General features: G+C 37.8%; 20 protein-coding genes. 4 read left to right on the top strand and 16 right to left on the bottom strand.

Annotated features, from left to right (window positions below):
- Positions 1 to 80: 80 nt before the first annotated feature.
- From IGI68_RS07300 to IGI68_RS07280, 5 genes are all read right to left on the bottom strand, one after another.
- Positions 81 to 944: a glycoside hydrolase family 25 protein gene (locus IGI68_RS07300; protein ID WP_438731887.1), complete on the bottom strand. Its 864-nt coding sequence runs from the start codon at positions 942 to 944 to the stop codon at positions 81 to 83.
- 89 nt (positions 945 to 1,033) lie between these two features.
- Positions 1,034 to 1,252 carry a DUF2922 domain-containing protein gene (locus IGI68_RS07295; protein ID WP_071875334.1) on the bottom strand — a complete coding sequence of 73 codons (219 nt, stop codon included), beginning with the start codon at positions 1,250 to 1,252 and terminating at the stop codon, positions 1,034 to 1,036.
- Positions 1,253 to 1,267: 15 nt separating this feature from the next.
- Complete coding sequence (locus IGI68_RS07290) at positions 1,268 to 1,474, bottom strand: DUF1659 domain-containing protein (RefSeq protein ID WP_071875333.1); 207 nt, start codon at positions 1,472 to 1,474, stop codon at positions 1,268 to 1,270.
- A 74-nt stretch (positions 1,475 to 1,548) separates the two neighbouring features.
- Positions 1,549 to 2,028, bottom strand: coding sequence for a sigma-70 family RNA polymerase sigma factor (locus tag IGI68_RS07285; RefSeq protein ID WP_438731883.1), 480 nt, complete (start codon positions 2,026 to 2,028; stop codon positions 1,549 to 1,551).
- A 303-nt stretch (positions 2,029 to 2,331) separates the two neighbouring features.
- A complete protein-coding gene (locus IGI68_RS07280; protein ID WP_438731880.1) occupies positions 2,332 to 4,266 on the bottom strand; it encodes a sucrose-specific PTS transporter subunit IIBC in 1,935 nt (644 codons plus the stop codon).
- A 208-nt stretch (positions 4,267 to 4,474) separates the two neighbouring features.
- On the opposite strand from IGI68_RS07280, the gene IGI68_RS07275 reads away from it, so the two are divergent.
- Together IGI68_RS07275 and IGI68_RS07270 are read left to right on the top strand one after the other, a co-directional pair.
- Positions 4,475 to 5,968 carry a sucrose-6-phosphate hydrolase gene (locus IGI68_RS07275; RefSeq protein WP_438731877.1) on the top strand — a complete coding sequence of 498 codons (1,494 nt, stop codon included), beginning with the start codon at positions 4,475 to 4,477 and terminating at the stop codon, positions 5,966 to 5,968.
- A gap of 15 nt (positions 5,969 to 5,983) precedes the next feature.
- A complete protein-coding gene (locus tag IGI68_RS07270; protein WP_273230275.1) occupies positions 5,984 to 6,967 on the top strand; it encodes a LacI family DNA-binding transcriptional regulator in 984 nt (327 codons plus the stop codon).
- Positions 6,968 to 7,141: 174 nt separating this feature from the next.
- Here the strand turns inward: IGI68_RS07270 and IGI68_RS07265 are convergent, their stop codons facing one another.
- Positions 7,142 to 8,635, bottom strand: coding sequence for a GH39 family glycosyl hydrolase (locus IGI68_RS07265; RefSeq protein WP_438731873.1), 1,494 nt, complete (start codon positions 8,633 to 8,635; stop codon positions 7,142 to 7,144).
- 109 nt (positions 8,636 to 8,744) lie between these two features.
- Here IGI68_RS07265 and IGI68_RS07260 point away from each other — a divergent pair, with 109 nt between their 5' ends.
- On the top strand, positions 8,745 to 9,281 hold the full coding sequence (locus IGI68_RS07260) for a hypothetical protein (protein WP_438731870.1): 537 nt from the start codon (positions 8,745 to 8,747) through the stop codon (positions 9,279 to 9,281).
- Between the two features lie 31 nt (positions 9,282 to 9,312).
- On the opposite strand, the gene IGI68_RS07255 is transcribed toward IGI68_RS07260, so the two are convergent.
- From IGI68_RS07255 to IGI68_RS07215, 9 genes are all read right to left on the bottom strand, one after another.
- Positions 9,313 to 9,888, bottom strand: a complete 576-nt coding sequence (locus IGI68_RS07255) for a polysaccharide deacetylase family protein (protein WP_438731867.1) — start codon at positions 9,886 to 9,888, stop codon at positions 9,313 to 9,315.
- Positions 9,878 to 11,443, bottom strand: a complete 1,566-nt coding sequence (locus tag IGI68_RS07250; protein ID WP_438731864.1) for a family 43 glycosylhydrolase — start codon at positions 11,441 to 11,443, stop codon at positions 9,878 to 9,880. The genes IGI68_RS07255 and IGI68_RS07250 overlap by 11 nt, the downstream gene beginning before the upstream one ends.
- An 83-nt stretch (positions 11,444 to 11,526) precedes the next feature.
- The gene (locus tag IGI68_RS07245; protein ID WP_071875325.1) at positions 11,527 to 13,050 is read right to left on the bottom strand and encodes a glycoside hydrolase family 43 protein; all 1,524 of its coding nucleotides are present in this window, start codon (positions 13,048 to 13,050) and stop codon (positions 11,527 to 11,529) included.
- 18 nt (positions 13,051 to 13,068) lie between these two features.
- Complete coding sequence (locus IGI68_RS07240) at positions 13,069 to 14,172, bottom strand: glycosyl hydrolase family 8 (protein WP_273230287.1); 1,104 nt, start codon at positions 14,170 to 14,172, stop codon at positions 13,069 to 13,071.
- Positions 14,173 to 16,323 carry a glycoside hydrolase family 3 C-terminal domain-containing protein gene (locus tag IGI68_RS07235; protein WP_438731859.1) on the bottom strand — a complete coding sequence of 717 codons (2,151 nt, stop codon included), beginning with the start codon at positions 16,321 to 16,323 and terminating at the stop codon, positions 14,173 to 14,175.
- Positions 16,324 to 16,326: 3 nt separating this feature from the next.
- Positions 16,327 to 16,944: a DUF624 domain-containing protein gene (locus tag IGI68_RS07230; RefSeq protein WP_438731856.1), complete on the bottom strand. Its 618-nt coding sequence runs from the start codon at positions 16,942 to 16,944 to the stop codon at positions 16,327 to 16,329.
- 40 nt (positions 16,945 to 16,984) lie between these two features.
- Positions 16,985 to 17,869 (bottom strand): carbohydrate ABC transporter permease, encoded by an 885-nt coding sequence (locus tag IGI68_RS07225; RefSeq protein ID WP_273230292.1) that lies wholly within the window; start codon positions 17,867 to 17,869, stop codon positions 16,985 to 16,987.
- A gap of 10 nt (positions 17,870 to 17,879) precedes the next feature.
- On the bottom strand, positions 17,880 to 18,845 hold the full coding sequence (locus tag IGI68_RS07220) for an ABC transporter permease (RefSeq protein WP_438731852.1): 966 nt from the start codon (positions 18,843 to 18,845) through the stop codon (positions 17,880 to 17,882).
- Between the two features lie 70 nt (positions 18,846 to 18,915).
- A complete protein-coding gene (locus tag IGI68_RS07215; RefSeq protein ID WP_438731849.1) occupies positions 18,916 to 20,625 on the bottom strand; it encodes a sugar ABC transporter substrate-binding protein in 1,710 nt (569 codons plus the stop codon).
- A gap of 255 nt (positions 20,626 to 20,880) precedes the next feature.
- On the opposite strand from IGI68_RS07215, the gene IGI68_RS07210 reads away from it, so the two are divergent.
- The gene (locus tag IGI68_RS07210; RefSeq protein ID WP_273230296.1) at positions 20,881 to 21,690 is read left to right on the top strand and encodes an AraC family transcriptional regulator; all 810 of its coding nucleotides are present in this window, start codon (positions 20,881 to 20,883) and stop codon (positions 21,688 to 21,690) included.
- A 132-nt stretch (positions 21,691 to 21,822) separates the two neighbouring features.
- Here the strand turns inward: IGI68_RS07210 and IGI68_RS07205 are convergent, their stop codons facing one another.
- Positions 21,823 to 22,737 (bottom strand): alpha/beta hydrolase fold domain-containing protein, encoded by a 915-nt coding sequence (locus tag IGI68_RS07205; RefSeq protein ID WP_438731845.1) that lies wholly within the window; start codon positions 22,735 to 22,737, stop codon positions 21,823 to 21,825.
- Positions 22,738 to 22,953: the final 216 nt, after the last annotated feature.

The following is a 22,953-nucleotide window of genomic DNA, read 5'->3' as shown; positions in this document are numbered from 1 at the left end:
TAATTAGTTCTTGGATATTCTATTCATACTATACTACCAATACGAAAAACAAAACACCCAAAATGGGTGTTTTGTTAAATTCACTTAACCTTACTGACATATTCCTGTAACATTCCGAGTGCAATGTAAGCGGTTGAACCATCTGTTCTTTTTTGTTCGCCCCATAGATAACTTTCGTGATGATGCAAATTTTGGATGCGAATCTGCGTACCTTGTTTAAGTAAGGCAATGCTCGTGGATTTAGTAGAGGGTTCTTTTCTTAAATGAACATCAAATAATAACTGGTACGTTTGTTCCTTTTGAGCTGGTCGAACGGGGGCTAAATGAGAGGTACTTCCTTCAAAATAATCTGTGATTTTCCCTTTGGCAATCCGATTCAAATCAAGATTTCCAGAATAACCGGCTAAACGGCCCTGATCCGTATATTGATGGAGATGATACTCACTGGTTGCGGTAGGGTTATTCCCTTGATAAATGCCCGTATTTTGTCCATAAGTAGGCAGCCATATGGCGTCAAACTTTTTGGTATCGATATTGAACTGACGATATAAGTGGTTGGCGATATAGGCACCAACTTTTTTAGCGCCCAGGCTTTTGAGTTTCTTACGGTATGCTTCGACACCACTTCGCATATCGGTCATCGATTGCTCTTCGACGTCTACCCACCAAAAGCTCGGCTGAAATGCTTTCGCACGACGATAGAAATCACTCGCTTCTTTTTCCATGTCCGCAATAGACGTGCCGCGCACCCAGGCGTAGACAGCGACTGGCACGTTGTATTTTTGAAAGGCTGCAAGATGCGTCCGATAATGTTTATCTTCATAGTTTGAACCATACTGAATGCGAACGATTACTCCACCGATTTGTCGGCTTAAGACGTCGTAATTAATTTGACTGGGGACTTGCCACTCGCTGATATCTAGAATGATTGGTTTTGGATTCATCGGTTTTCCTCCTTAAAATAAAGGAGTACAGACCCTCGTCCATACTCCTTCGCATTTTTCTTCTTATACTTATATAATGAAGGAAAAATTTATTTATTAAAAAGCGGCGTTTCAATCGTTTCAACGTATTTCGCACTGTCTACCGCTTGATACAATGCGACACTTTCTTTTTCAAAGAGATCTAGCGTCGCTAACTCATTCATCGCTGCTTCGACTTCCTCTGCTGTTAGTTCTGTTGACGCGATTTTAGGAATTAATTTATGTTTCTTTCCTTCTTGGTTTAAAAATGTTAAATGTAGTTTTTTCATGGTCATATCCTCCTATTATTTTCTATATTCGAAATCGACAGTTTCAATCATGCTCTCTAAACGACTATTCTCTGGATCAAAACGGGCAATGGCTTCACCGAATGCTAAAATGGTTTCTTCGGTTACATCGGCTTTCACGTGACTAAAGCTTTGTTTTTGTAATTTTTCTTCTCCATCGACACTTAATTGAACAGTTAATTTTGCTTGATTACGAGTTTTCATTTGGGTTCCTCCTAGAATTGTTTTGGTAAGTTGCGCGCCTTACACTTCTATAAACGAGTCTACTCATTCATTTGTCACACTTTTTCAAAAGAATGTTGAAAATGTTTGCGAAAATATTTTCGGTAGCGACTTTTATTTTGACGTGATAGATTTTCATTCGTGAGTAATGCGCGACATTTTTGTTGGTCTTTTGGCGAAAGTTGCTGATAAAATCGTGCCAATCGATCCAAACTTTCAAAATGAAAATCCGTGGGGTCTTCATTGGGCAAATAATCCAGAATCTCATCCGTCACTTCTTCTATTTCAAGGTACTTTTTACGCTTCGTATCAATCATCCGCCATAATAAATGACGAAATAAATAAGTGATATCGTTAGCCGCTTCAAATTCGCTTTTCGTTGCGTATTCTTTTGCTCGCATAAAAAATAAAAGTCGTAATTCCTGCAGATGATCCTCATAATCGACTTGTCCAGGAAAAAGACTACAGCGTTGGAGCACTATATGAAATAATCGTTCATAATCTTGAATCAGTTGATTTAACTCCTGTTGTTCCATTTTTTTGATTTCCTTTATACGTGTATTCCTCGAGGTGTGTTTAGAATAGCAAATCAAGCACATACACGTATTTTGGCTATTGGTCAAAGCGTATCGAAAAATGCAGGTTCTTTGTGAACTCAGAACGATCAAAGCGCTATCTGATTTTCGTTTTCTAACATTCGCTCTTCACAAACTTGTGCGTCTACGGCCAGATCTACGCTTTAAAGGCCAATTTCAAAACAGACAAATTGCCATAGAAATAGCAAAAAAAAGGATTTCGTCTGCCTGATACAGTCGAACTCCTTTTTTTATCGTTCCTTATTATGAAATAGTTTGGATTATTTCTTGGCCATTTGTCACATTCAACTCTTCATGTGCGCGAACATCGCTGAAGTCGTTCGTGTTGGTCACGATGACTAAAACCGTCGTATCGTAGCCAGCTGCTTGAATGGCTTCTCGATCAAACGTCCCAAGTAATTCGCCTTTTTTCACTTGTTCGCCACTTTGTTTGTTCGTTGTAAAATGTTGTCCTGCTAGATTAACCGTATCAATCCCAATATGAATTAACAACTCTGTCCCTTGTGTCGTGGTAATCCCATAAGCATGTTTCGTTCCATAGACCACGGTTAGCGTCCCATCCGCTGGCGCATACACTTCGTTACTTTGAGGTAAGATACCAATCCCTTTTCCCATCATTTCACTTGAAAACACGGGATCATTGACAGTACCTAATGCAACGGTTTGACCTGTCACAGGTGCAGCAATTGTTTCTCCTGCTTGTTGTGTCACAGAAGCATCTGGTGTGTCTTCATTTGTTTTTTCTTCTATCGTAGTAGTCGTTTGACTCATTTGTTTTTTGCCATAAAGGAACGTCAAGGCAAATCCTAGTACAAAACTAATGAGCGCACATAACATAAAGCTAGTTACTTTCGGTGCAGAAATCGAGATAAAACCGATTACTCCCGCAGGACCCATCGATACAGCAAGCACACGGAAAATTCCGATAAAGACACTTGCGATACCAGAAGCAATCATCGCACAAATAAAGGGATATTTCAGTTTCAAGTTCACCCCAAAAATAGCGGGTTCCGTAATGCCTAACAGCGCGGAAATACTTGCAGAGGATGCTAAACTTTTTTCTTTTTCATTTGTGCTATTTACAAAAACGGCTAGCGTTGCGGCACCTTGTGCAATATTAGCCATCGCGGCGATTGGAAAAATAAAAGAACCACCCGTTTTGGCAACTTCCGCTAGTAGCGTCGTTTCAATAGCTGGGAAACTTTGATGTAAACCTGTAATCACAATCGCAGAATAAAACGTTCCAAAAACGCCTAGACCAACAGCACCCGTTGTATTATAAAGCCACACGAGGCTATCCGTTAAGCCATCAGATACCAAGCGCATAAATGGACCCACAATCGTGAACGTCAATAACCCGGTTGTAATAATGGCTAACATCGGCGTGAAGGTAAAATCAAATACTTGTGGAATACGTTTATGGAAGAATTTTTCCAAATTCGCCAAAATATAAGAAACTGCCAACACTGGTAAGACCGATCCTTGATACCCTGCTTGAGCGACTTGTAATCCGAAAATATTCCAATAAGGCATCGTTCCTTCAGCTACTGCATTTGCGACACCATAACCGTTTACAAGATCTGGCATAACCATTGCCATCGCCATCGCGGCTCCTAAATAGCCATTTCCCCCAAAGCGCTTCGTTGCTGAAAATCCGACTAAAATCGGTAAGAAAGCAAAGGGCGCTGAAGCGAGTAAATTAATGATGCTGGCAAAATCTTTAATTGCAGGAAACATCTCAACGACGGATTGTGCGCCGAATAACCCTTGAGAAGTCAACACATTGTTAATCGCCATCAGTAAACCGCCCGCTACTAATGCAGGAATTAATGGAACAAAAATATCGGATAAGACTTTGATTAAACTCATCACTGGATTGGGTTTCTTCCCGTTACTTGCCACTTCTTTGAGTTTTTCAGTTGATGTCCCTTGCACATCAGTGATTTTTAACATCTCTGCATAAACCTTATTCACATCTCCCGGTCCAATAATAATTTGGAATTGACCGTTTGTCTCAAAGGTTCCTTTGATATCGTCGTGTTCGTCTAAAGCCTTTTGATCGACGAGACTAGAATCTTTTAATACCAACCGTAAACGTGTAGCGCAGTGAGCCGCAGCAATTAAATTATCTTCTCCAATCGCAGACAAAATATCCTGCGCAACTTTTTTGTGATTCATTTGATTTCCTCCTTGGATGTAATCGCTTTTTTTATTTATTATAACGGATTCACAAAAAATGTCAAACGTTTATCAATTTTATTTTTAAATAGATTATAAAACCTTATTTAGTCATATTTAAAAACGATTTTATATGTTATCTGTTTGACAATAAAGTTGTTTTACGTTATCTTAAAGGCAAAGAATACACTTACAAAGGAGCGGTTTCATGAATATCACTGAATGGACGACGGCGCTACGTTACCGTCCTTATCATCTGTGGGACAAAGAATACACTAAAACGTTAGAGGAGCAAGTTCAACAATCGACTTGGCGCCTCAATTTTCATATCCAACCGAAAAGCGGGCTCTTAAACGATCCAAATGGCTTCTCCTACTTCAATGGTCAATGGCACTTGTTTTACCAAGCTTTTCCGTATGGTCCTGTGCATGGATTAAAATCATGGTTTCATTTAACCTCAGATAATCTTGTTGATTGGCAAGCAGAAGGCGTTAAACTTGAGCCTTCTACTAAATATGACAGTCATGGCGTTTATTCTGGTACGGCTTTACCGATCGGCGAAGAATTATTGCTTGCCTATACGGGAAATGTTCGCGACCGTGACTGGAATCGTTTCTCATATCAAATGGGCGCACTCATGAATACGCAAAATCAAATCACCAAAATCGAACAACCGCTAATACCTGCACCACCTGAAGGCTACACCGATCATTTTCGTGATCCCCAAGTGATTCCCTATCAAGGAGGCTATTTACTGATTATCGGCGCTCAAACAGTCCAAGAAGAGGGAAAAGTCCTGGTGTATCAAGGCGATACGTATACAAATTGGCAACTCCTCGGAGAATTAGATTATATGCCAGCGCAAGCAGGTTATATGGTAGAATGTCCAAATCTCGTCTTTATTAAGGATCAGCCCGTTCTCATTTTTTGTCCACAAGGAATGGCAAAAGAAGACTTCGCTTATCAAAATATTTATCCGAATACCTTCGTTGTCGGCGAACAATTTGATGTAAACAATGTCACCTTAACCAATCCACAACCGATTCAAAATCTGGATGAAGGATTTGATCTTTATGCCAGTCAAGTCATCAACGCACCAGATGGACGGGTATTAAGTGTGGGTTGGGCCGGATTACCCGAATTAACGTATCCAACTGATGAACAAAATTGGGCACATTGTCTGAGCCTCGTAAAAGAACTGTCCATTAAACAGAACCGTTTATACCAAACACCGATCACAGAATTAGAAGTCTTACGTCAAAAAGCGACACCTTTAGCAGGCGAACTTGGCGCCTTAACGCCTTTGGTAAAAGAGAATCAGCAGAATCGCTATGAGTTACGTTTGACGTTTTCACCTGACAGTCACGGGAAGCTTCACTTATTTGCCGATGCCGAAAACAAACACCCTTTCACGCTTCATTTTGACGCAAAAAATGGTAAGATAACAATAGACCGCTCGCGTGTCAGCCGACCATTGAATGAAGCGTTTGGGACTACCAGAACCATCACCATCGAGCGCAAGCAAGAACTGACTTTCCAAATCTTTGTCGATCAATCGATTTGTGAAATTTTTGTAAATGATGGCTTACACGTCTTTACCTCTCGTGTCTTTCCAGAAATAGATCAAACGAACCTTTTGATTGAAGGCGAAAATGGTCATTTCTCAGGCACTCATTGGCAGTTGCGGTCTACATTCTCTTAATAAGGAGTCTTACCCATGACGATTAAACTGACAGATGTCGCAAAAAAAGCCGGCGTCTCACCCACTACTGTTTCTCGTGTCATCAATAATTACGGTTCGCTAAGCCAAAAAACGATTGATAAAGTGCACCTAGCCATGAAGGAATTAAACTATCAACCCAATTCGTTTGCCCGCTCCCTTCAAGGGAAAAACACGCAATTAATTGGCTTGATTTTCCCGACTGTCGCCAATCCATTTTTTGGCGAACTCGTCGAAAAACTCGAAACGAAATTTTTTGAACGAGGATACAAATCCATTCTATGCGACAGTGCCAATAATAAAGAAAAAGAACGAAATTATCTCAACATGCTCGCAGCCAACAAAGTGGACGGGATTATTGCTGGAGCCCATAACCTAGGGATCAAAGAATATGAGGAATTAACCTTGCCTATCGTCTCGTTTGACCGAGCGTTGGCAGACAGCATCCCGATTGTCGGCGGCGATAATTACCAAGGCGGCTACACCGCAACGGAAAATCTCTTTGCACAAGGCGGACAACGCATTGGGATTATCACCGGTAGTAATGCGTCGAATTCGCCTACCAATGATCGTCTCAATGGCTATCTCGATTTTATTCGTGAAAAGAAACTCTCGGAACACGTCTTTCGCTTTGACTCCTTTGAACATTCGCTGGCGTTAAAAAATAATAAAATTAAGCGTATTTTAATGGAAGAAAAAATCGATAGCCTCTTTTGTACCGATGATTTAACGGCTTTACTCGTGATGAATCAATGTCGTGACTTAAACATCGCAATCCCACAAGACTTAAAACTCATTGGTTACGATGGCACTCGGTTTATCCAAAATTATTTCCCGCACCTCACAACGATTATTCAGCCAATCGATGAACTGGCCGAACTCCTCGTCGAACTCCTTATCCAGCGAATCACTTTTCCTGATAAGGAACTAGACGCTGCTTATCGTCTTCCTGTCCGCTTGTTGCAAGGACAAACGACATAATAAAATCCCCCCTCACAAAATGCTCGATTTTGCGAGGGGGGATTTTATTATGTCGTGTATTTTGAAAATCTATGGATAAATTCACTTTAATCATCCGTAAAGTAGCACAACTCAAAGTAAATGCCATCGTTCCAAATACGAATTAGTACCGTAACTAGATTCAAGTCAATCTCTTTAGCGCTCGTGTATTATGTGTACTTCGTTTATTTTTTGATAATTAAATCCACGATCGCTTTTTCGTTTAATGGGATAACATTCGACATAAGTAACGCCGTGAGGTAATACCGGTAGTTCAATACTCGTTTGCTCAATCGATAGTTCTTTTGTCAAGATGAGTGGGCTTGCGGCACTTCTTAATAGTTCTTTTTGATCCGTTGTCAAACTACTCGGTTCCCCCATCTCATGCCATACTCTTAGCGGATTACAAACTTCTTGATCTACTCTTTTTTCCATAAAAAAGAATGATTGATTTCTTTCGGGTAGCAAAATTGACTTTTTCAATACTTGCTCACTCGTATTCCAAATAACCCCTCTAAAACCACCGTCTTTTGTTTCTACAAAAATGGCATCTTCTCCTTTGTATACACATGCTCCTTTTAATTTTTTAAAAAATACAAATGTCCAAAAAGTTGGTTTAGGAATATTTCCATTCGCCACTAATCCAAAACCACCATGAAAAGGGGTAAATGGCACGCCAAATTCTTCAAAAACATCCCCAAAGGTCCAATACGAATACGATGCACTTGTTTCGCCCAGCTGCGCTAATAACCCCGCGATATACGCAGCGTTTTGATTCGTATCATGAATTGGACTATCCGGTGAATAAGAGGTGTTAAATTCTGTAATATGCATAGGCAGATTCTTAAACTCATTAAAAGAATCAATTATTTCTCTGGAAGTCGTCAACTCCGCAACACACTCGATTGGATCACGCAAAGTCACGTAACTATATCGTCCTTGTTTTTCAGGATTGTCAATGGTATACAGGTGACGCGTAACGGCATCAATCGCGAGTGCTTCTTTTTGACAAAATTCTAAGAAATCTTGTAGCCACGAAACGTCGTCCACACCACAAATGGCAGGACCACCTACTTGAAACCGTCGATCAATTTCTTTAATTGCGAGAAAACTCATTTTGAATAATTTAAAATATTCTTCTCGATCTGCATTTTCCCAAAAGCCGGCTAAATTAGGTTCATTCCATACTTCAATCGGCCAAGTAATCACTTCTTCTAATCCGTACCGGTCAATCAAGTGACGTAAGGTCGCTTGGATTAATTGTTGCCATTTCTCGTAATCTTTTGGAGGTGTCGTATTCCCTTTCCAATAAAAAATGGTCTGCTCACCCGATGACAAAGCATTTGGCATAAAGCCTAATTCAATAAAGGGGCGAATGTTTCGTTGCAAGTAAGCATCCATCACTAAGTCAAGATAAGTAAAATTGTATTCAATCCTTATCTCGCCATTCTCATTCTCATATTCATGATAGATGCTCATATCATCTGAAAATAAGCCGTGTCCACGAATATATTGGAATCCAATTTCTTTTTGTACCAGTGCTAATTGCTCTAAGTAATTCTGTTGTAGCGCTAATCCCATCCGACCAGTCCCTACACAAAAATCGACGTTATTATTAAAATCGTATTTCCCATGCTCAAATCGAATCATTCTTATTTCACTCCTTTTTTATTCAAACCTACTATTGTTTACTTTCTTGCTTTTATTCGTGTCTATCCTTATACTTTAGTCATTAATGAAAAAAGTTGAGGATACAAAAATGATCTATGAATATAAAACAACAAATCTCTCTCAGGCGAGTGACTTAGCAAGATATGAATATAAAACAGCAAATCTCTCTCAGGCGAGTGACTTAGCAAGAATTGAAGCCTTCTATCAATCACCCATCTTTGAAAAACGATTTAGAAATGAATCTCAGGATGTTATTTCAATAATTAATGAAGAAATAACATACCAACCAAATAGTACACTTCCAAATAATAAAAAATTTTTTATTATTTCAGGTCATTCAATTGTTCCTGTGGCAATTGCCAATTTATACTTTCATTATCCTGAGAGAAATACTGCCACTATTTCACTTTTTTTAAGTTTAGAAGAAGCTATTATAGAGCAACTATTTTCTGATATTTTTCTTGTCATCAAGGCCAATATTCGCATCAAAAATATTCAACTTCAACTCTTACCCTCACAATTATCAATGAAAGAGTTTTGGTTGAATAAAGGCTTCTCTGAAATCAAGAATGGTACACCTTCTTCCAAAAACTATACAACACTCACTCTACCCATCAAGCGCTAAATGGATTGCAGTTATCTTTGAGATCAATTTGTTAAAGATTTTTCTCAAGGATAATTGCTTTAGAATTCACTTCAGATAAGAGACGGGGACAAAATGAGTTGTTTTGAATATAATCTAGAATTTCTGGTAAAATAGTGACTGTTTCTTCAAAACTATGCAATAAAATAACCGAATCGGGTTTGAGATTTTGAACGACTTCGTTATAAATCTCCGCCGCTTTAATGGAGGACCAATCCTTTGAATCGACATCCCAAAAGACAATATCTTTCTTGATAGAGGAAAAAAACATTTCCGGTAAATTCCCAAAAGGTGGCCTAAAATAAGTTGTCTCTCGCCCTAAATAAGGATAAAGTAATCGATCGGCGATTTTTATTTCTTCTTGTGCCTCCTCTAACGTTAATTGATTAAAATCCGCGTGCGTCAAACTATGATTTTCTACAGCATGTCCCTCTTCAACCATCCGACTTATGATTGCTTCATTTCCTTCAATTTGTTGACCAATTACAAAGAAGGTCGCTGTGATTTTTTTCTCCTTTAAGATATCCAAAATAGTATTCGTATAGTTATTTGGACCATCATCAAATGTTATTGCGATATTATGCCCCATTCATTTTCTCTCCTGTAATGTAATGAAACTGACTAAACCTCGCTTGCCCGCCACTTTCTTTTGTACTGAAATAAAACAGACCAAATCGACAGCCCGTAAAATGATCGAGACCGAAAAATAAGGAATGCGTTATACCTATTTTCCGCCATGTTTTCTCTTCGTATTCGTAATAGTAGAAATCTGCCACGTCACGCATGTTTTCAAAATCGACTTCAATTCTCAGTTTTAGTTTAGACTGAAAAACGTGTACTCGTTCATATTCCATAACGTCCTGATTATTCCATCTTTGTGTTGAGTTCGTTTTATCATTCGTCTTTGCCTGCATGATGACATAATAATTTCCAGCATCCTTTGTAACACCCACAAAACCATAGGCGCCTTGAAATGCACTGATGCCCACCACATCTCCATCTAGAATATCCGATACATCGACTGTTACTTCTCCAATACATGCGGGATAAGTCATTCTTTGAGTCAATGTATTCACGGCTTCAAGTATATTAGATGCAATTCGATCTGTTTTTAATACATAACTTTGCTTCTCGGGTTCAATCGTGATGAGTTCTAGTTGAGGTTGATGATTAAAAGACCACTTCGAATCAAAGCCACTTTTAGAAGAATATAAACGGTCAAATTGATCGGACCCAACCAGAGAATGATCTTTTTTTCCAAGTGATTTTTTAGGGATAGAGAAGTTGTCTGGGATTTTTCCATTTTTACCAAAGACAGGAAAATGATTTTCCCAACTAACTGGGACTAACACCGGTAATCGGCCTACTGCGCCATAATCCTGAAACAATACAGCGTACCAGTCATCCCCTAATCCTTCAACAATCCCTCCTTGAGCAATTCCTTGATGACAATAGCCATGATCATCTTGAAAGACATCTCCCCCTTTAAATTCTCCTTGCAAACTATCGGACATAAAACAAGCTTGTGTGCGAAACCATCGATCGGCTAGCGAATGGACTAAAAATAAATAATAATAGCCATTAATTTTATACATATGGCTGCCTTCATAGTTTAAATAAGGATTGGTTTCATCTGAAAGAAGGATACGCTGAAAACCATTTTCTTTGGGACGACGAAGATCTGGCGTTAACTCTAATAAATGAATCGTTCCATTACCATAGACCAGAAAAGCACGATCGTCATCGAATAATAAAGAGCAATCATGATAGAATCCCTCGATATAATTAAAATCCCACGATTCTTGCAGTGAATGTGTTCGAAATAAATACGTTTTTTGCGTATCATTTGCCGCAAATACGAGATAAAATATGCCTTTATGGTAACGAAAACTTGGTGCCCACATACCTTGTCCATAAATATTTTCATGATTTAGTAGTTGTTGTTGTGTGGTTTCATCTAACCTGTCGTATACATATGTGAGATGTTCCCAATTGACTAAATCAAACGATTGTAAAATTTCACATCCAGGAAAAAAATGCATTGTTGTTGAAGCCATATAATAGACATCACCTACACGAATGATATCTGGATCTGGAAAATCTAACGGGATTAACGGATAATTTACTTTCAATATTTCATTCATTGTATTCCACCTTACACCATTCATTTTTTCAAGACTTAGAATAAGGATGAAACGATCTCACGTCTCATCCTTATTGAATCATATTATTTTATTAATTCTAACCACTCAACATCTAAATATCCTGGATTTTGATCGTCTGAAGTACAGTAGACACCTAAAGTACAGCCCACGAATCCACCTGCTACTTCGGTACTTAAATAATGAGAATCGATTTTCTCGGCTACGAGTAATTCTTGCTCTCCGATACGGATAATCCCCTTAAGTAATTGTCCTTCTCCAATCAAAGCCAACGTTATTTCTTTTTCTTGAATCGATTGTGTTCCGACAATCGTATCAAGTCCATTAATGTGCGTAATCATCTTTACTTCTAATCCATTCTCTTTTGGCGTTGCCACAAGACGAATAGAATATTTATCACTTTGTACGATTACCAGACCGGCTTCACTATTCTCACTCGTTTGAACATCGAGATGAGCGGCTAACTCATATGACATTGATTGTTGGCGAAGGCCAATGTATGTGGGTGAAGCAACTTCAGTGACTTTGACTGGTGTCGGTTTCATGCGAAGCCAGTCAGGCCGTGCCTGAAAATCATAACTCTCAGTTTGAGGATTACGAATAAATAAAAAGTCTGGATGCATTTCGTTAAAATGAAATTTCGTTGGTTGTTCAACAGGGACCAATGGTAATCCGTGTGCTTGTTCTTCTAATAAGCGACCAATTCCAGGATTCACTACTGGCCAATCCTCTTCCCAAACCACTTCAGCTAAGAACGTTTCCCGTCCAAGATTACTATATCCCTCAAAGTTCCGACTCGCCAAACAAGTCATATACCACTTACTATCAGGCGTCTCAACTAAATCGCCATGTCCAACGTACCTTACAGGAAATTTATGTCCTAAATGACGATGAGTTAAGATTGGATTATTTTTAAATCCAATATAGGGACCATCGATTTTTTCACTCCTAGCAATCGTAACCGAGTGATTGACACTCGTCCCACCTTCCGCAATCATGACATAGTAAAAGCCATTTCTTTTATAAATGTGTGGTGCTTCAGGCCACTCCGTATTAATCATGGAGCCTTTCCATATTTTCGTACTCACACCTATGAGTGCCATCGCGTCTACATCAAATTCTTGTAACCATACTTCCCAATCGCCATTATAAGTGACGCCTGTAGGGTTTGGTCTTGTTCCCGAATAATAACACCTGCCATCGTCATCAAAAAATAAACTAGGATCGATTCCTGGAGCGCCTTCAATGTAATACGGGTTCGACCACGGACCAGCTGGATTTTTTGCTGTCACAACAAAATTACCGCCATGCGTTACGTTGGTCGTAATCATATAAAAAGTTCCTTCATGATAGCGAATCGTTGGTGCAAAAATTCCTCCAGAATGATCGGCACCTAATAAATTTAATTGTTCTTCGCGTTCTAAAATATTCCCAATTTGTTTCCAATTCACCAAATCTTTACTATGATAAATTGGAACTCCTGGAAAATAGGCAAAACTCGACGTTACTAAATAATAATCGTCTCCTACGCTACAAACGGATGGATCCGGTGAAAATCCTTCTAACACAGGATTTTTAAAGGTTGTCATTTTATTCCTCCTTACTATTTAATACATACGGTAGTTACCGCTCAAAGCTAAAAATGCAAAAGCATATAAAAAGTTATCGTAATAACGTCGCTCACCTTTTCGTAATGGCGTCTCCCAAAACTGTTCAACAAAGTAACGGGCATAAGGACGATCTTTGATTGCTAATGATGCTGCAGCATTCGTAGCTAGTAAGCCTACAGGGTGTAAAATTTCTTCCCCGGTACTTTCACCATCAATCGTATAAATAACATTTTCTTTGCCTTTTGCAATCACTGCAAAAAAGGTTTGTAATTTTTCTAAACGCTGGAGCAAAACAGGATCTCCACCATACCATTCTGTGTCGACTGCAATGTTTAATGCTGTACGATAAGCATCGCTGTAGAAGTGATAATGCTCACTATTATATTGTGGCGTACCATCATAATTCGCATATTCTGGGTTCAATCCGGTTTCCTCATGGATCGCTTTTTTTAAATATTCACGACTTGCTTGTGCCGCTTCTTTCCAAAATAATTGATCCTCTTCATTGGCATAAAGCGAAAATTGTTCGTAGAAATGCGGAACATGGTAGGAAGGGTCGGAGAACTCTACTTCTGGCACAAATTTGATTAACTTGTTTTCAAGATTCCACATCGAATGTCCCTCAAATCGACTTCCTTTGTGAAGACAATAGCTGAGTAATTCTCGTGCATGTTTATGATATGCATATAGTCCTTCCCCTTCACCCCAACGATTACCCGCAAAGAATAGAGCCATTGCAAAAAACTCTTCACCATCTGGTGCAGGCCCATACGCATTTTTATTTCCTTCAGGACTAACAGACCAAGCGAAATAATGAGCGTGTATTCCTTCGTCTAAATACATCTTCTCCATCGTCCATTTCCATAAGCGATCAAAGACATCTTGACGGTTATATTGAACTGCTAACAACATTGCATACGACATGCCTTCTGTTCGTACATCGTTATTTCCAGTATCCACAACGTAACCCATATCCGGGCCCTCTTCAAAGTATATTTTTTCTGAACTTTCAAAAAGGTTGTACCAGATTTCTTGAACTCTTGCCTCAATTTCTGCTTCTGGATAACCATATTCTAAAAATAGGTTTGTATATCTTTTCATTTAGAACTCCTTTTGCACGTATTTAAAATTCACTTTTTTATTTAAAGTCTGTACACCTGTCAACGCTTCACCTTTTTCACTAGGTGAGACAATATTTACTTTCATTATGACGTGATCACCATCTAATTTTTTCTCTCCATCATCCGTTACAATCTCGAGTTGTTTCATTGGAATCGAAATTTGAACGCTCTTTGTTTCATCTGCGTTTAATGCTACTCTTTCAAACCCAACTAATTTTTCGTTTAATACTTCATAAGGTGAATTCGTTTTTGCATAGACTTGAATGACTTCTTCAATTGGATAGTGACCGTTATTATGAATTTGACAAGAAACAATCATTTGCTGATTTTCTTCTTCAACCTCTAAGTTTGCTAATTTAACATTCGAATAGGTTAATCCGTAGCCAAACGGATATAAGGCCTCTTCTTCTAAGTAACGATAGGTTCGTTTTTTCATTGAATAATCACTAAAGTCAGGTAAGTGATCCGTATTATGGTAAAACGTTACGGGTAATTTGCCGCTTGGACTCGTCTTGCCAAAAAGAATATCAGCCGCTGCAGTTCCTCCTTGACTTCCTGGATACCAGGTATGAAGAATTGCTTTTAATTGCGGATGATTCTCTAATCCATTCAAACTTATTGCGGATCCAGCAGAAATCAAAACAACTACCGGTTTCCCTATATCCAAAATTTTTCGTAAAAGTCTTTCTTGGACACTCGGTAAGAAGAGCGTTTCTTTATCACCGGAACCATATACATTTCCTGAGTCACCTTGCTCTCCTTCGATTGTTGGATCTAAACCTAGACATAGAATCGAAAGATCCGCATGTTTAGCTGCGATCACCGCCTCAGATTCTCGCTCGTTTTTTCTTGATAATGACGATTCTGCGTACTCGCTAAATAGATGAGAACCTAATGCATAATATACGCGGGCACTCTCTTGAACTTCATTTTGAATACCTTCTAAAAAGGTATAATTTCTAGAAGCCGTTCCAAAATAGTTTCCTTGCAACGCTTCGATACTATACGCATTCGGACCAATTACAGCAATACTAGAAATTTTCTCTTTTTCTAATGGTAAGAAATGATCATTTTTTAGTAATACCATTGATTTTTTTGCGATATCTAAGGAAAATTCTCGGTGCTCTTCACAATCATTCACTTCATAAGGAATAGCATTAAATTCGTTCGCCTCATCAAACATTCCTAATCTTACTCGGGTAGTATAGAGTTCGATAACAGAAGAGGTAATCTCTTCTTCTGTGACAAGCCCTTGTTCTAAAGCAGCTCTAAGATGATGTGAAATATTCCCTGCACATAGATTACAACCGATTTTCATTGCTAGCGCCATCGTCTCTTCTGGCGAGTTTGTATAACGGTGATTTTGATCAACATCTTCTAGCGCACCATAATCGGATACGACATGACCTTTAAATTCCCATTCTCCTCGTAAAACATCTTGAATAAGAAATGGATCAACACAACAAGGAACACCATTTACGGCATTATAGGCTCCCATGAATGATTCCACATCAGCCTCTTTCACTGCCGATTCAAAAGCAGGCAAATACGTTTCATAAAGATCTTTTTTATCCACTTTTGCATCAAACGAATGACGATCCGCTTCCGGACCACTATGGACCGCAAAATGTTTCGCACATGCAGCTAGTTTCAAATAGGGACCTGAACCCTGAAGTCCTTTAATAAAAGCTACACCTAAACGGGCAGTTAAGAAGGGATCTTCTCCATAGGTTTCCTGCCCTCTGCCCCAACGAGGATCTCTAAAAATATTAATATTTGGCGACCAGTATGTCAGTCCTTTATAAATATCATTATCACTTTCTTTATGGTATTGATTGTATTTTGCTCTTCCTTCAGTTGCGATAACACTGGCTACTTGTTCCATCAACGCTTCATCAAACAGCGCAGCTAGTCCAATCGCTTGTGGGAAGACAGTTGCAACGCCTGCTCGCGCTACTCCATGTAATCCTTCATTCCAATAATTATAGTCACTAATATTTAATCGTTCAATTTCCGGTGACCTAAAATTAATTTGATCGATTTTTTCTTCTAAAGTCATTTTGTTAACAATTTCAATTGCCTTTTCACGAGCCATTTCATGTGATATCACGTCATTACCGCCTTCTTTCATTTACTATTCTCCGAGACCATCCGGAATATATTGGGTGTATATTATTTCAAGTTTTTGATAGATCTTATACATACTAAAAGCAGGTAAAATAACCGTTAACAATGGAACTAACCATATTAAAGCAATCGTACATAATAAGATAAATAAAATTGTCATCATCGATTTGATATGGATAATACTAAAAATAAAACTATGCGAAATCGCTTGTCTGAATCCATCAGTAAATCGGCTTACATAGCCAAATGTAGTGATGAGAAAAGGTAAAGCACAGATACAAATAATCATTAGAAAGATTTGAGAAAATTGATTCATTGGTGAATGGGCTAATCCCATTTCTAGTAGTCCTTGATTGATCATAAAGATAAATAAAACCACTAAATAACTAGTCCATATAATCGTACTGTAAACAAATGTACTTTTAAATGCCTGAAAATATGTCTGCAAAATATAATCCTTTTCGCCTTCTACGCACTTATGAAGGGTAAGATACATCGCACTGGTTGCTGCTCCCATCGTAATGATAGGTAGTGAACAAACACTCCACAATAAACTGATAATTAAGTAATTGGCGAGCTTATTCATCTTTTGGATTAATTCTTGACCACCTTTTGAATGAAACAATTTTGACAACCTCTTTCTATCAGTTAAATTTTGATTTTCTTTATTCTTTCACTCCACCAATCGTTAAACCAGAAATGAAGTATTTTTGTAAGAATGGATATAAACAAACGATCGGTAAGGCCGTAACGATTGTCGTTGCTGCTCGAACCGATGTAGGGGTCACCATCCCACCGGAGTTTTTCATATCTTCTACACTTGCACCTTGGTTCGTTACAGATGAAAGTAATTTCATCAGTTCATATTGTAACGTCGTCAACCGTTCATTAAATCCGTTATATAACATCGCATCAAACCAAGAATTCCAGTGTCCTACTGCGATAAACAATGCAACTGTTGCAAGCACTGGTTTACATAATGGTAAAATAATTTTATAAAAGATTTTAAAATATCCTGCTCCATCAATTTGAGCAGATTCACTTAAACTATCTGGCAAGCCATTCATGTATGTCCGAATCACTAACATGTTAAACGCACTTAACATCCCTGGGATAACGTAAACCCAAAAAGTATTAATAAAACCAAGTTTTTTCATCCAAAGATATCCCGGAATTAAACCTGGATTTAAATACATCGTAAAGATAAATAACAAAGTAACAGGTGTTTTAAAAATAAATTCTTTCCGGCTCAATACATAAGCTAACAAAGCCGTTACATATAATTGACTGATCGTACCAATTACCGTACGGGAAACGGTAATAAACGCACCTTGTCTTAAAGATTCTTTTGATAAAACACTAGAATAGTTATCTAAGGTAAACTTCCTTGGTATTAAGTGGATGCCGCCTTTTAATGAATCTAAGCCGTCGTTAAATGAGACTGCTAGTGTGTTTAAAATTGGATATAGCGTTGCAACAAAAAATAGTATTAAAAATGTCCATTTGAAAATATCAAACACTTTATCTGATATAGCGTCTTTGTTTTTCATTTTCTCACTCCTAAAATAGACTTTCTTCACCAGCAAGCTTAGCGAGTTTATTCCCTGACGTAATTAAAATAATCGAAACAAAACTGTTAAAAATCCCTGCTGCAGTAGCAAAAGAATAGTTATTTAAACTAATTCCATATTTTAATACAAAAATATCAATTGTCTGGGAAACTTCTTGTACTAAACCATTACCTAATAGATACTGAACTTCAAATCCAGCATTTAAAACACCACCAATATTGATTAACAATAAAATAAAAATGGTTGGTTTAATTCCTGGTAGCGTAATATGCCAAATTTTTCGTATTCGATTCGCCCCATCCATTTCAGCAGCTTCATATAATTCATCGTTAATCGCAGCCATGGCAGAAAGATAAATAATACTTCCCCATCCAGTGCTCTTCCAAACATTTGAGAATCCAACAATCCACCAAAAATATTTTGGATCAGAGAGAAAGTTAATCGGACGATCAATTAAGTTAAAACTCATTAGTAGCTGATTAATAATGCCAGTTTCTGGTGATAATACATCTAAGATAATCCCTGTTACAATAATCCAAGAGAGAAAATGTGGTAAATAGGAAACGGTTTGTACGACTTTTTTTACGTGTCTACTGCGTACCTCATTAAGTAAGACCGCAAACCCGATAGAAAAAAAGAAACCTAACGATAGGTTGATAATCCCCATAGCTAAGGTATTTCGAATGACTCTCAGAAAAGCAGGATCCGCAAATAGTAATCGAAAATTGGCTAATCCGACCCACTCTTGTTCAAAAAAACTAAATCCTGGTCGATAGTTTTGAAAAGCTATTACCCAACCTGCTAAAGGTGCGTAGTTAAAAACTAGAATATAGATGACAAAAGGTATCGATAATAAAATTAATTCCCGTTGTTTCCATAATCGTTTACTAAAATTTTTTCTATTGGCTTTCACTTTTAAACCCTTACTCTCTATTTTGTCTTGCTTTGCTTCCATATCGAATATCCACCCCTATCTTTTTTACTTCTTGTAGAGGAGAACTCCCCTACAAGAAGTAAATGAATTTTTATTCTGCGCCTAATCGTTCACGGATTTCTTTATCGGCTTCTACACGTCTTTTGACTTCAGTTGTTAACGCTTCTTCATAAGCCTTATAGTTGATACGTTTTTCATAATCATTTGTATACGATTTCCAATTTTCTGCGAAGTTCTCTGCACCACCACTAATAACTTTTGGTAACCATTGCATCTTAACTTCTTGCATATTTTGGCTAGCAATTCCAGCTTCATCCTTAGCTGTCCAACTGTTGCGTTCTGTATAAATTGGGAACCATGGTGTTAATGGATCTTGTGCGGCAACAAAGTCTGTCCACTTTTCGTGTCCGTAAGCTGCTAACAATTCTTTATCATAGTCCTCTAAAGTAGCAAGATATTCTTCCGGTTGCTGACTTGGATTTACAGCGTTAATGCCGTCTGGTAACATTCCTTTGAAGCCTGGTAAATAACTATACGGTGTTCTATTCACTTTATAATAATCTGGGTCTTTCCAAGTTGCACGTTGTTCTTCTGTTCGATAGAATTTTCCTGAGTCATCAATTTCGTAGTCGACTCCTACTTCACCCCAGTTACTAAGAATTGTTCCTTCTTCACTCACTAAATAGTCAAGGAAAGATAAAATACCTTCAACGTCTTTCGCACTTGTTGTAATCCCAACACCACCATTGGTATTTAATGTATTAACCTCACGATATTGCGGTGTCACTCCACTATCTAATACAAGGCCCCATGGAATATATGTCAAATCATATTTCTCTTGTGCATTTAATGAATCTACTGCAGTGTTGAAATTCCATCCTTGATCGATCATTCCTAATACACGACCAGATGATAATTTAGCGATATATTGATCATATTTTAATGTAAATGTTTCAGGATCAATCACGCCTTTGTCATATTGCTCACTTAGGATTTGGAAATATTCTTCAGCTTCTGGAATTAAATCGTATACTTTTGCCTCCAACGTATCTGGATCGACAATCGCTGCACCATCATTCGGATAGCCTGCTAAGAATTGCGGTGGATTTTCTAAAGCAAAATACCGCCAGTCATCCGACAATGTTTCAAACCCAATATTCTTTTGTCCATCCGTTTCTGGATTTGCTTCTAAGTATGCGCCAATCAAATCAAAGTACTCTTCAACTGTCGTTAGAACTGGCCAATCAGCCCACTCTAACACGCGTTTTTGAATCCAAAAAGCTTCTCCGCCGTAATTTGGATCCATATCCTCTACTTTAGTTGAACTAAATTGTGGAATGGTATAAATGTGGCCATCATTAGCCGATTTAATTTTTTCCCAATCAACATCTGAATAAAGCGCTCTCAAGTTCGGATAGTCATCTGTTTCTAAAATATAATCCTCTAAAGGAATATACGCACCTGCATCAATCATTGCGGAGCGACCATCGGAAGCATCCACTAAATCAGGATAATCTCCTCCTGAAATCATTACGCCAATCCGTTCTTTTGCTGTTTGTCCTGTTAGCCATGTAACTTTAACTTTTGCACCTGATTCTTTTGCTATCGCTTGATATAATCTGGATGAATCGGGGACTTCTTCACCTGGTACAGCAAAAAATCCCGAATAAACTTTAATACCATCTTCTTCTTTCTGTTGCCCGCCATTTTCACTAGAGGCACTCCCTCCTCCAGAAGAACATCCGGCAAAGACAGTTAACATAGCAGCAGAAACGAGTACAGATTTTAAAAGTTTTTTCATTTTTTTCTCTCCATTTCTAAAATAGTTTTTATCAATTCTTAGAACGTTTTCCTAGCGTGTTCCAGCTAATAATATGACTATAGCAATATTTCCATCCCCTTTGACTCCTAATTTTAATGCAACATACCCTTAACAATACTCTTTGTTGCGTTTAGCTGTATTCGATTTGTGATTACATCTTACAACTAAAACGCTTGCAAAAACAAGACACTAATTATATAGTTGTAGACAATAATATATTTCAGAGGTGAAAAAATGATTAAATTAGAAGATTACCATTTCGGAGAACGACTCTCTTTTGAACAATATCATCCAGAGTCACTAACATATGATGAGCATTTACATCGCAGTTTCGAACTATTGATTTGTCGAGCAGGAAAGGTCCAGATTACTGTAAATGATACGATGTATACACTCAAAAAAAATGATCTTTTATTAGTTCTGCCATACCAATTACACTGGATTCAAACGCCTGACTATTCAGAACTAGATATTTTAATTTTCTCACCGGAGTATGTGAGTGACTTCTATTCGAAAACAGAAAAATGCTCATTTGATTTTCCCGTCATCACGTTAGATGCAGCCTTAATCGAACAATTATATTTTCCTCTATTTGATACGGATTCCTTATTTTTTAGAAAAGCAGCTCTATACTTGATTATCCATCACTTTGACCAAGAGACTCGTTTAGTTCCAGATAAAGGAACTGAAGGATTACTTGCCCAACTTCTAATTTATATCGAAATGAACTTCAAAGAAAATATTACGTTGGATAATCTTAGTCAATCATTAGGATATAGTAATATTTATATTTCTAAGTTTATTGCAAAATATTTAGGAACGACTTTTCCAAAATTACTTAATCATCATCGCGTGAATCATGCTTGTTATTTATTATTAAATTCTTCTTTATCGATTACGAGTATTGCTACAGAGGTTGGTTTTCAAAACGTCCGAACATTTAATCGAAACTTCCAAGCATTTATTAAAATGACTCCCAAAGAATATCGTATTACACGAGACATTTCGTTTGTGCCATCGAAAATCATCTGGTACGGAAATTAATAGATACGATAAATAAGAAATAGTATGACTTTAATAGGACGAGAATATAATTATTTTTTGGCATCACAAAATAGGCTGCATTTATTTCCAATGCAACCTATAGTAATAATCTGTTATGTTAAGTGATTTTTATTATTCTATTATATGACACTTTAAAAAGTCGATAATTGTATCAATTACCGCTTCACTATAAAAAAGTGGTCCTCCATGATCTGCGTCATCCACACAATAAAATTGCGCTTCTAAATCATGTTTTTTGCACGCTTCAAACAATTGAATACTCTGTTCAAAAGGGACGACACGATCTTTATTCCCATGAAGAATTAATAAAGGGGCATATTCCCATTCTTGATTGATATAAGAGACGACCGCTGATTGTTCGGCCAACTCGGGGAAATCAAGGGGACGCTTACCGCCAAGAAATTGCGCCTCGACACTGTTAATGGACGCATGATCAAAAGTCGAGGCACCGTTAGGCGTGGTTCTTAAATCGACTACACCGTAATGATTAATGCATCCGCGAATCGGAGGCAATTTTTCTGAAGACTGCTCAAAAAAAGGCTGGTTCCAAGTGGCCCAACTCATCAATGCTGTATGGCCACCACTCGAATCTCCTGAAAGAAAAATGTTATTTAAATCAATGTGATACTTTTGACTATTTTTTGAAAGAAAGTGCACGGCAGTTTTTAAATCTTCAATTTGACTCGGAAAAATAGCTTCAGGTAATGGCAAATATTCAACAACTGCCAAAATAAATCCTGAGGTCACAATTTTTTTGAAATCCAATAGGTGTTCACTTAAATTTTGTTGAAACCACGCGGATCCTTGTACATGAACGACCATTGGCCATTTGGTAACAGCTTGATTTGACTGTGGATAGACCATTCGAATTCTTAAATCTTTATTGTTTTTCTTTGTATAAATGATATCTTCTATTTCTTGTCTTGCAAGAATATTCGAGTAATCGCCTTTAATGATTTTCATACCCGTAGTTGTTGCCTGTGATTTAGGCATACTCTCATCATCGTAAATTTGTTGCGCACACATGGTAATCCTCCTAGCTTCGATAGCGTTTTCAAATTATCATAGCGGAATCATGCTCTACTGTCAATCCTACTGGTTTTCCTATCAACGCTTTACCTACTAAAAGTGAGCTTTCCTAGCTGTCTTGATTTTGATGTTATCATGACTTCACACAGAATCAATCTTCTTTTGGCGCTTTTAAAATAAATGGCTTAGCAATTAATAACGTTTGTTTTTTCT

This window comes from Enterococcus sp. DIV1314a, assembly GCF_051713805.1.
GTDB lineage: Bacteria > Bacillota > Bacilli > Lactobacillales > Enterococcaceae > Enterococcus_I > Enterococcus_I aquimarinus.
This window is presented reverse-complemented; position numbering and strand designations above follow the sequence as displayed.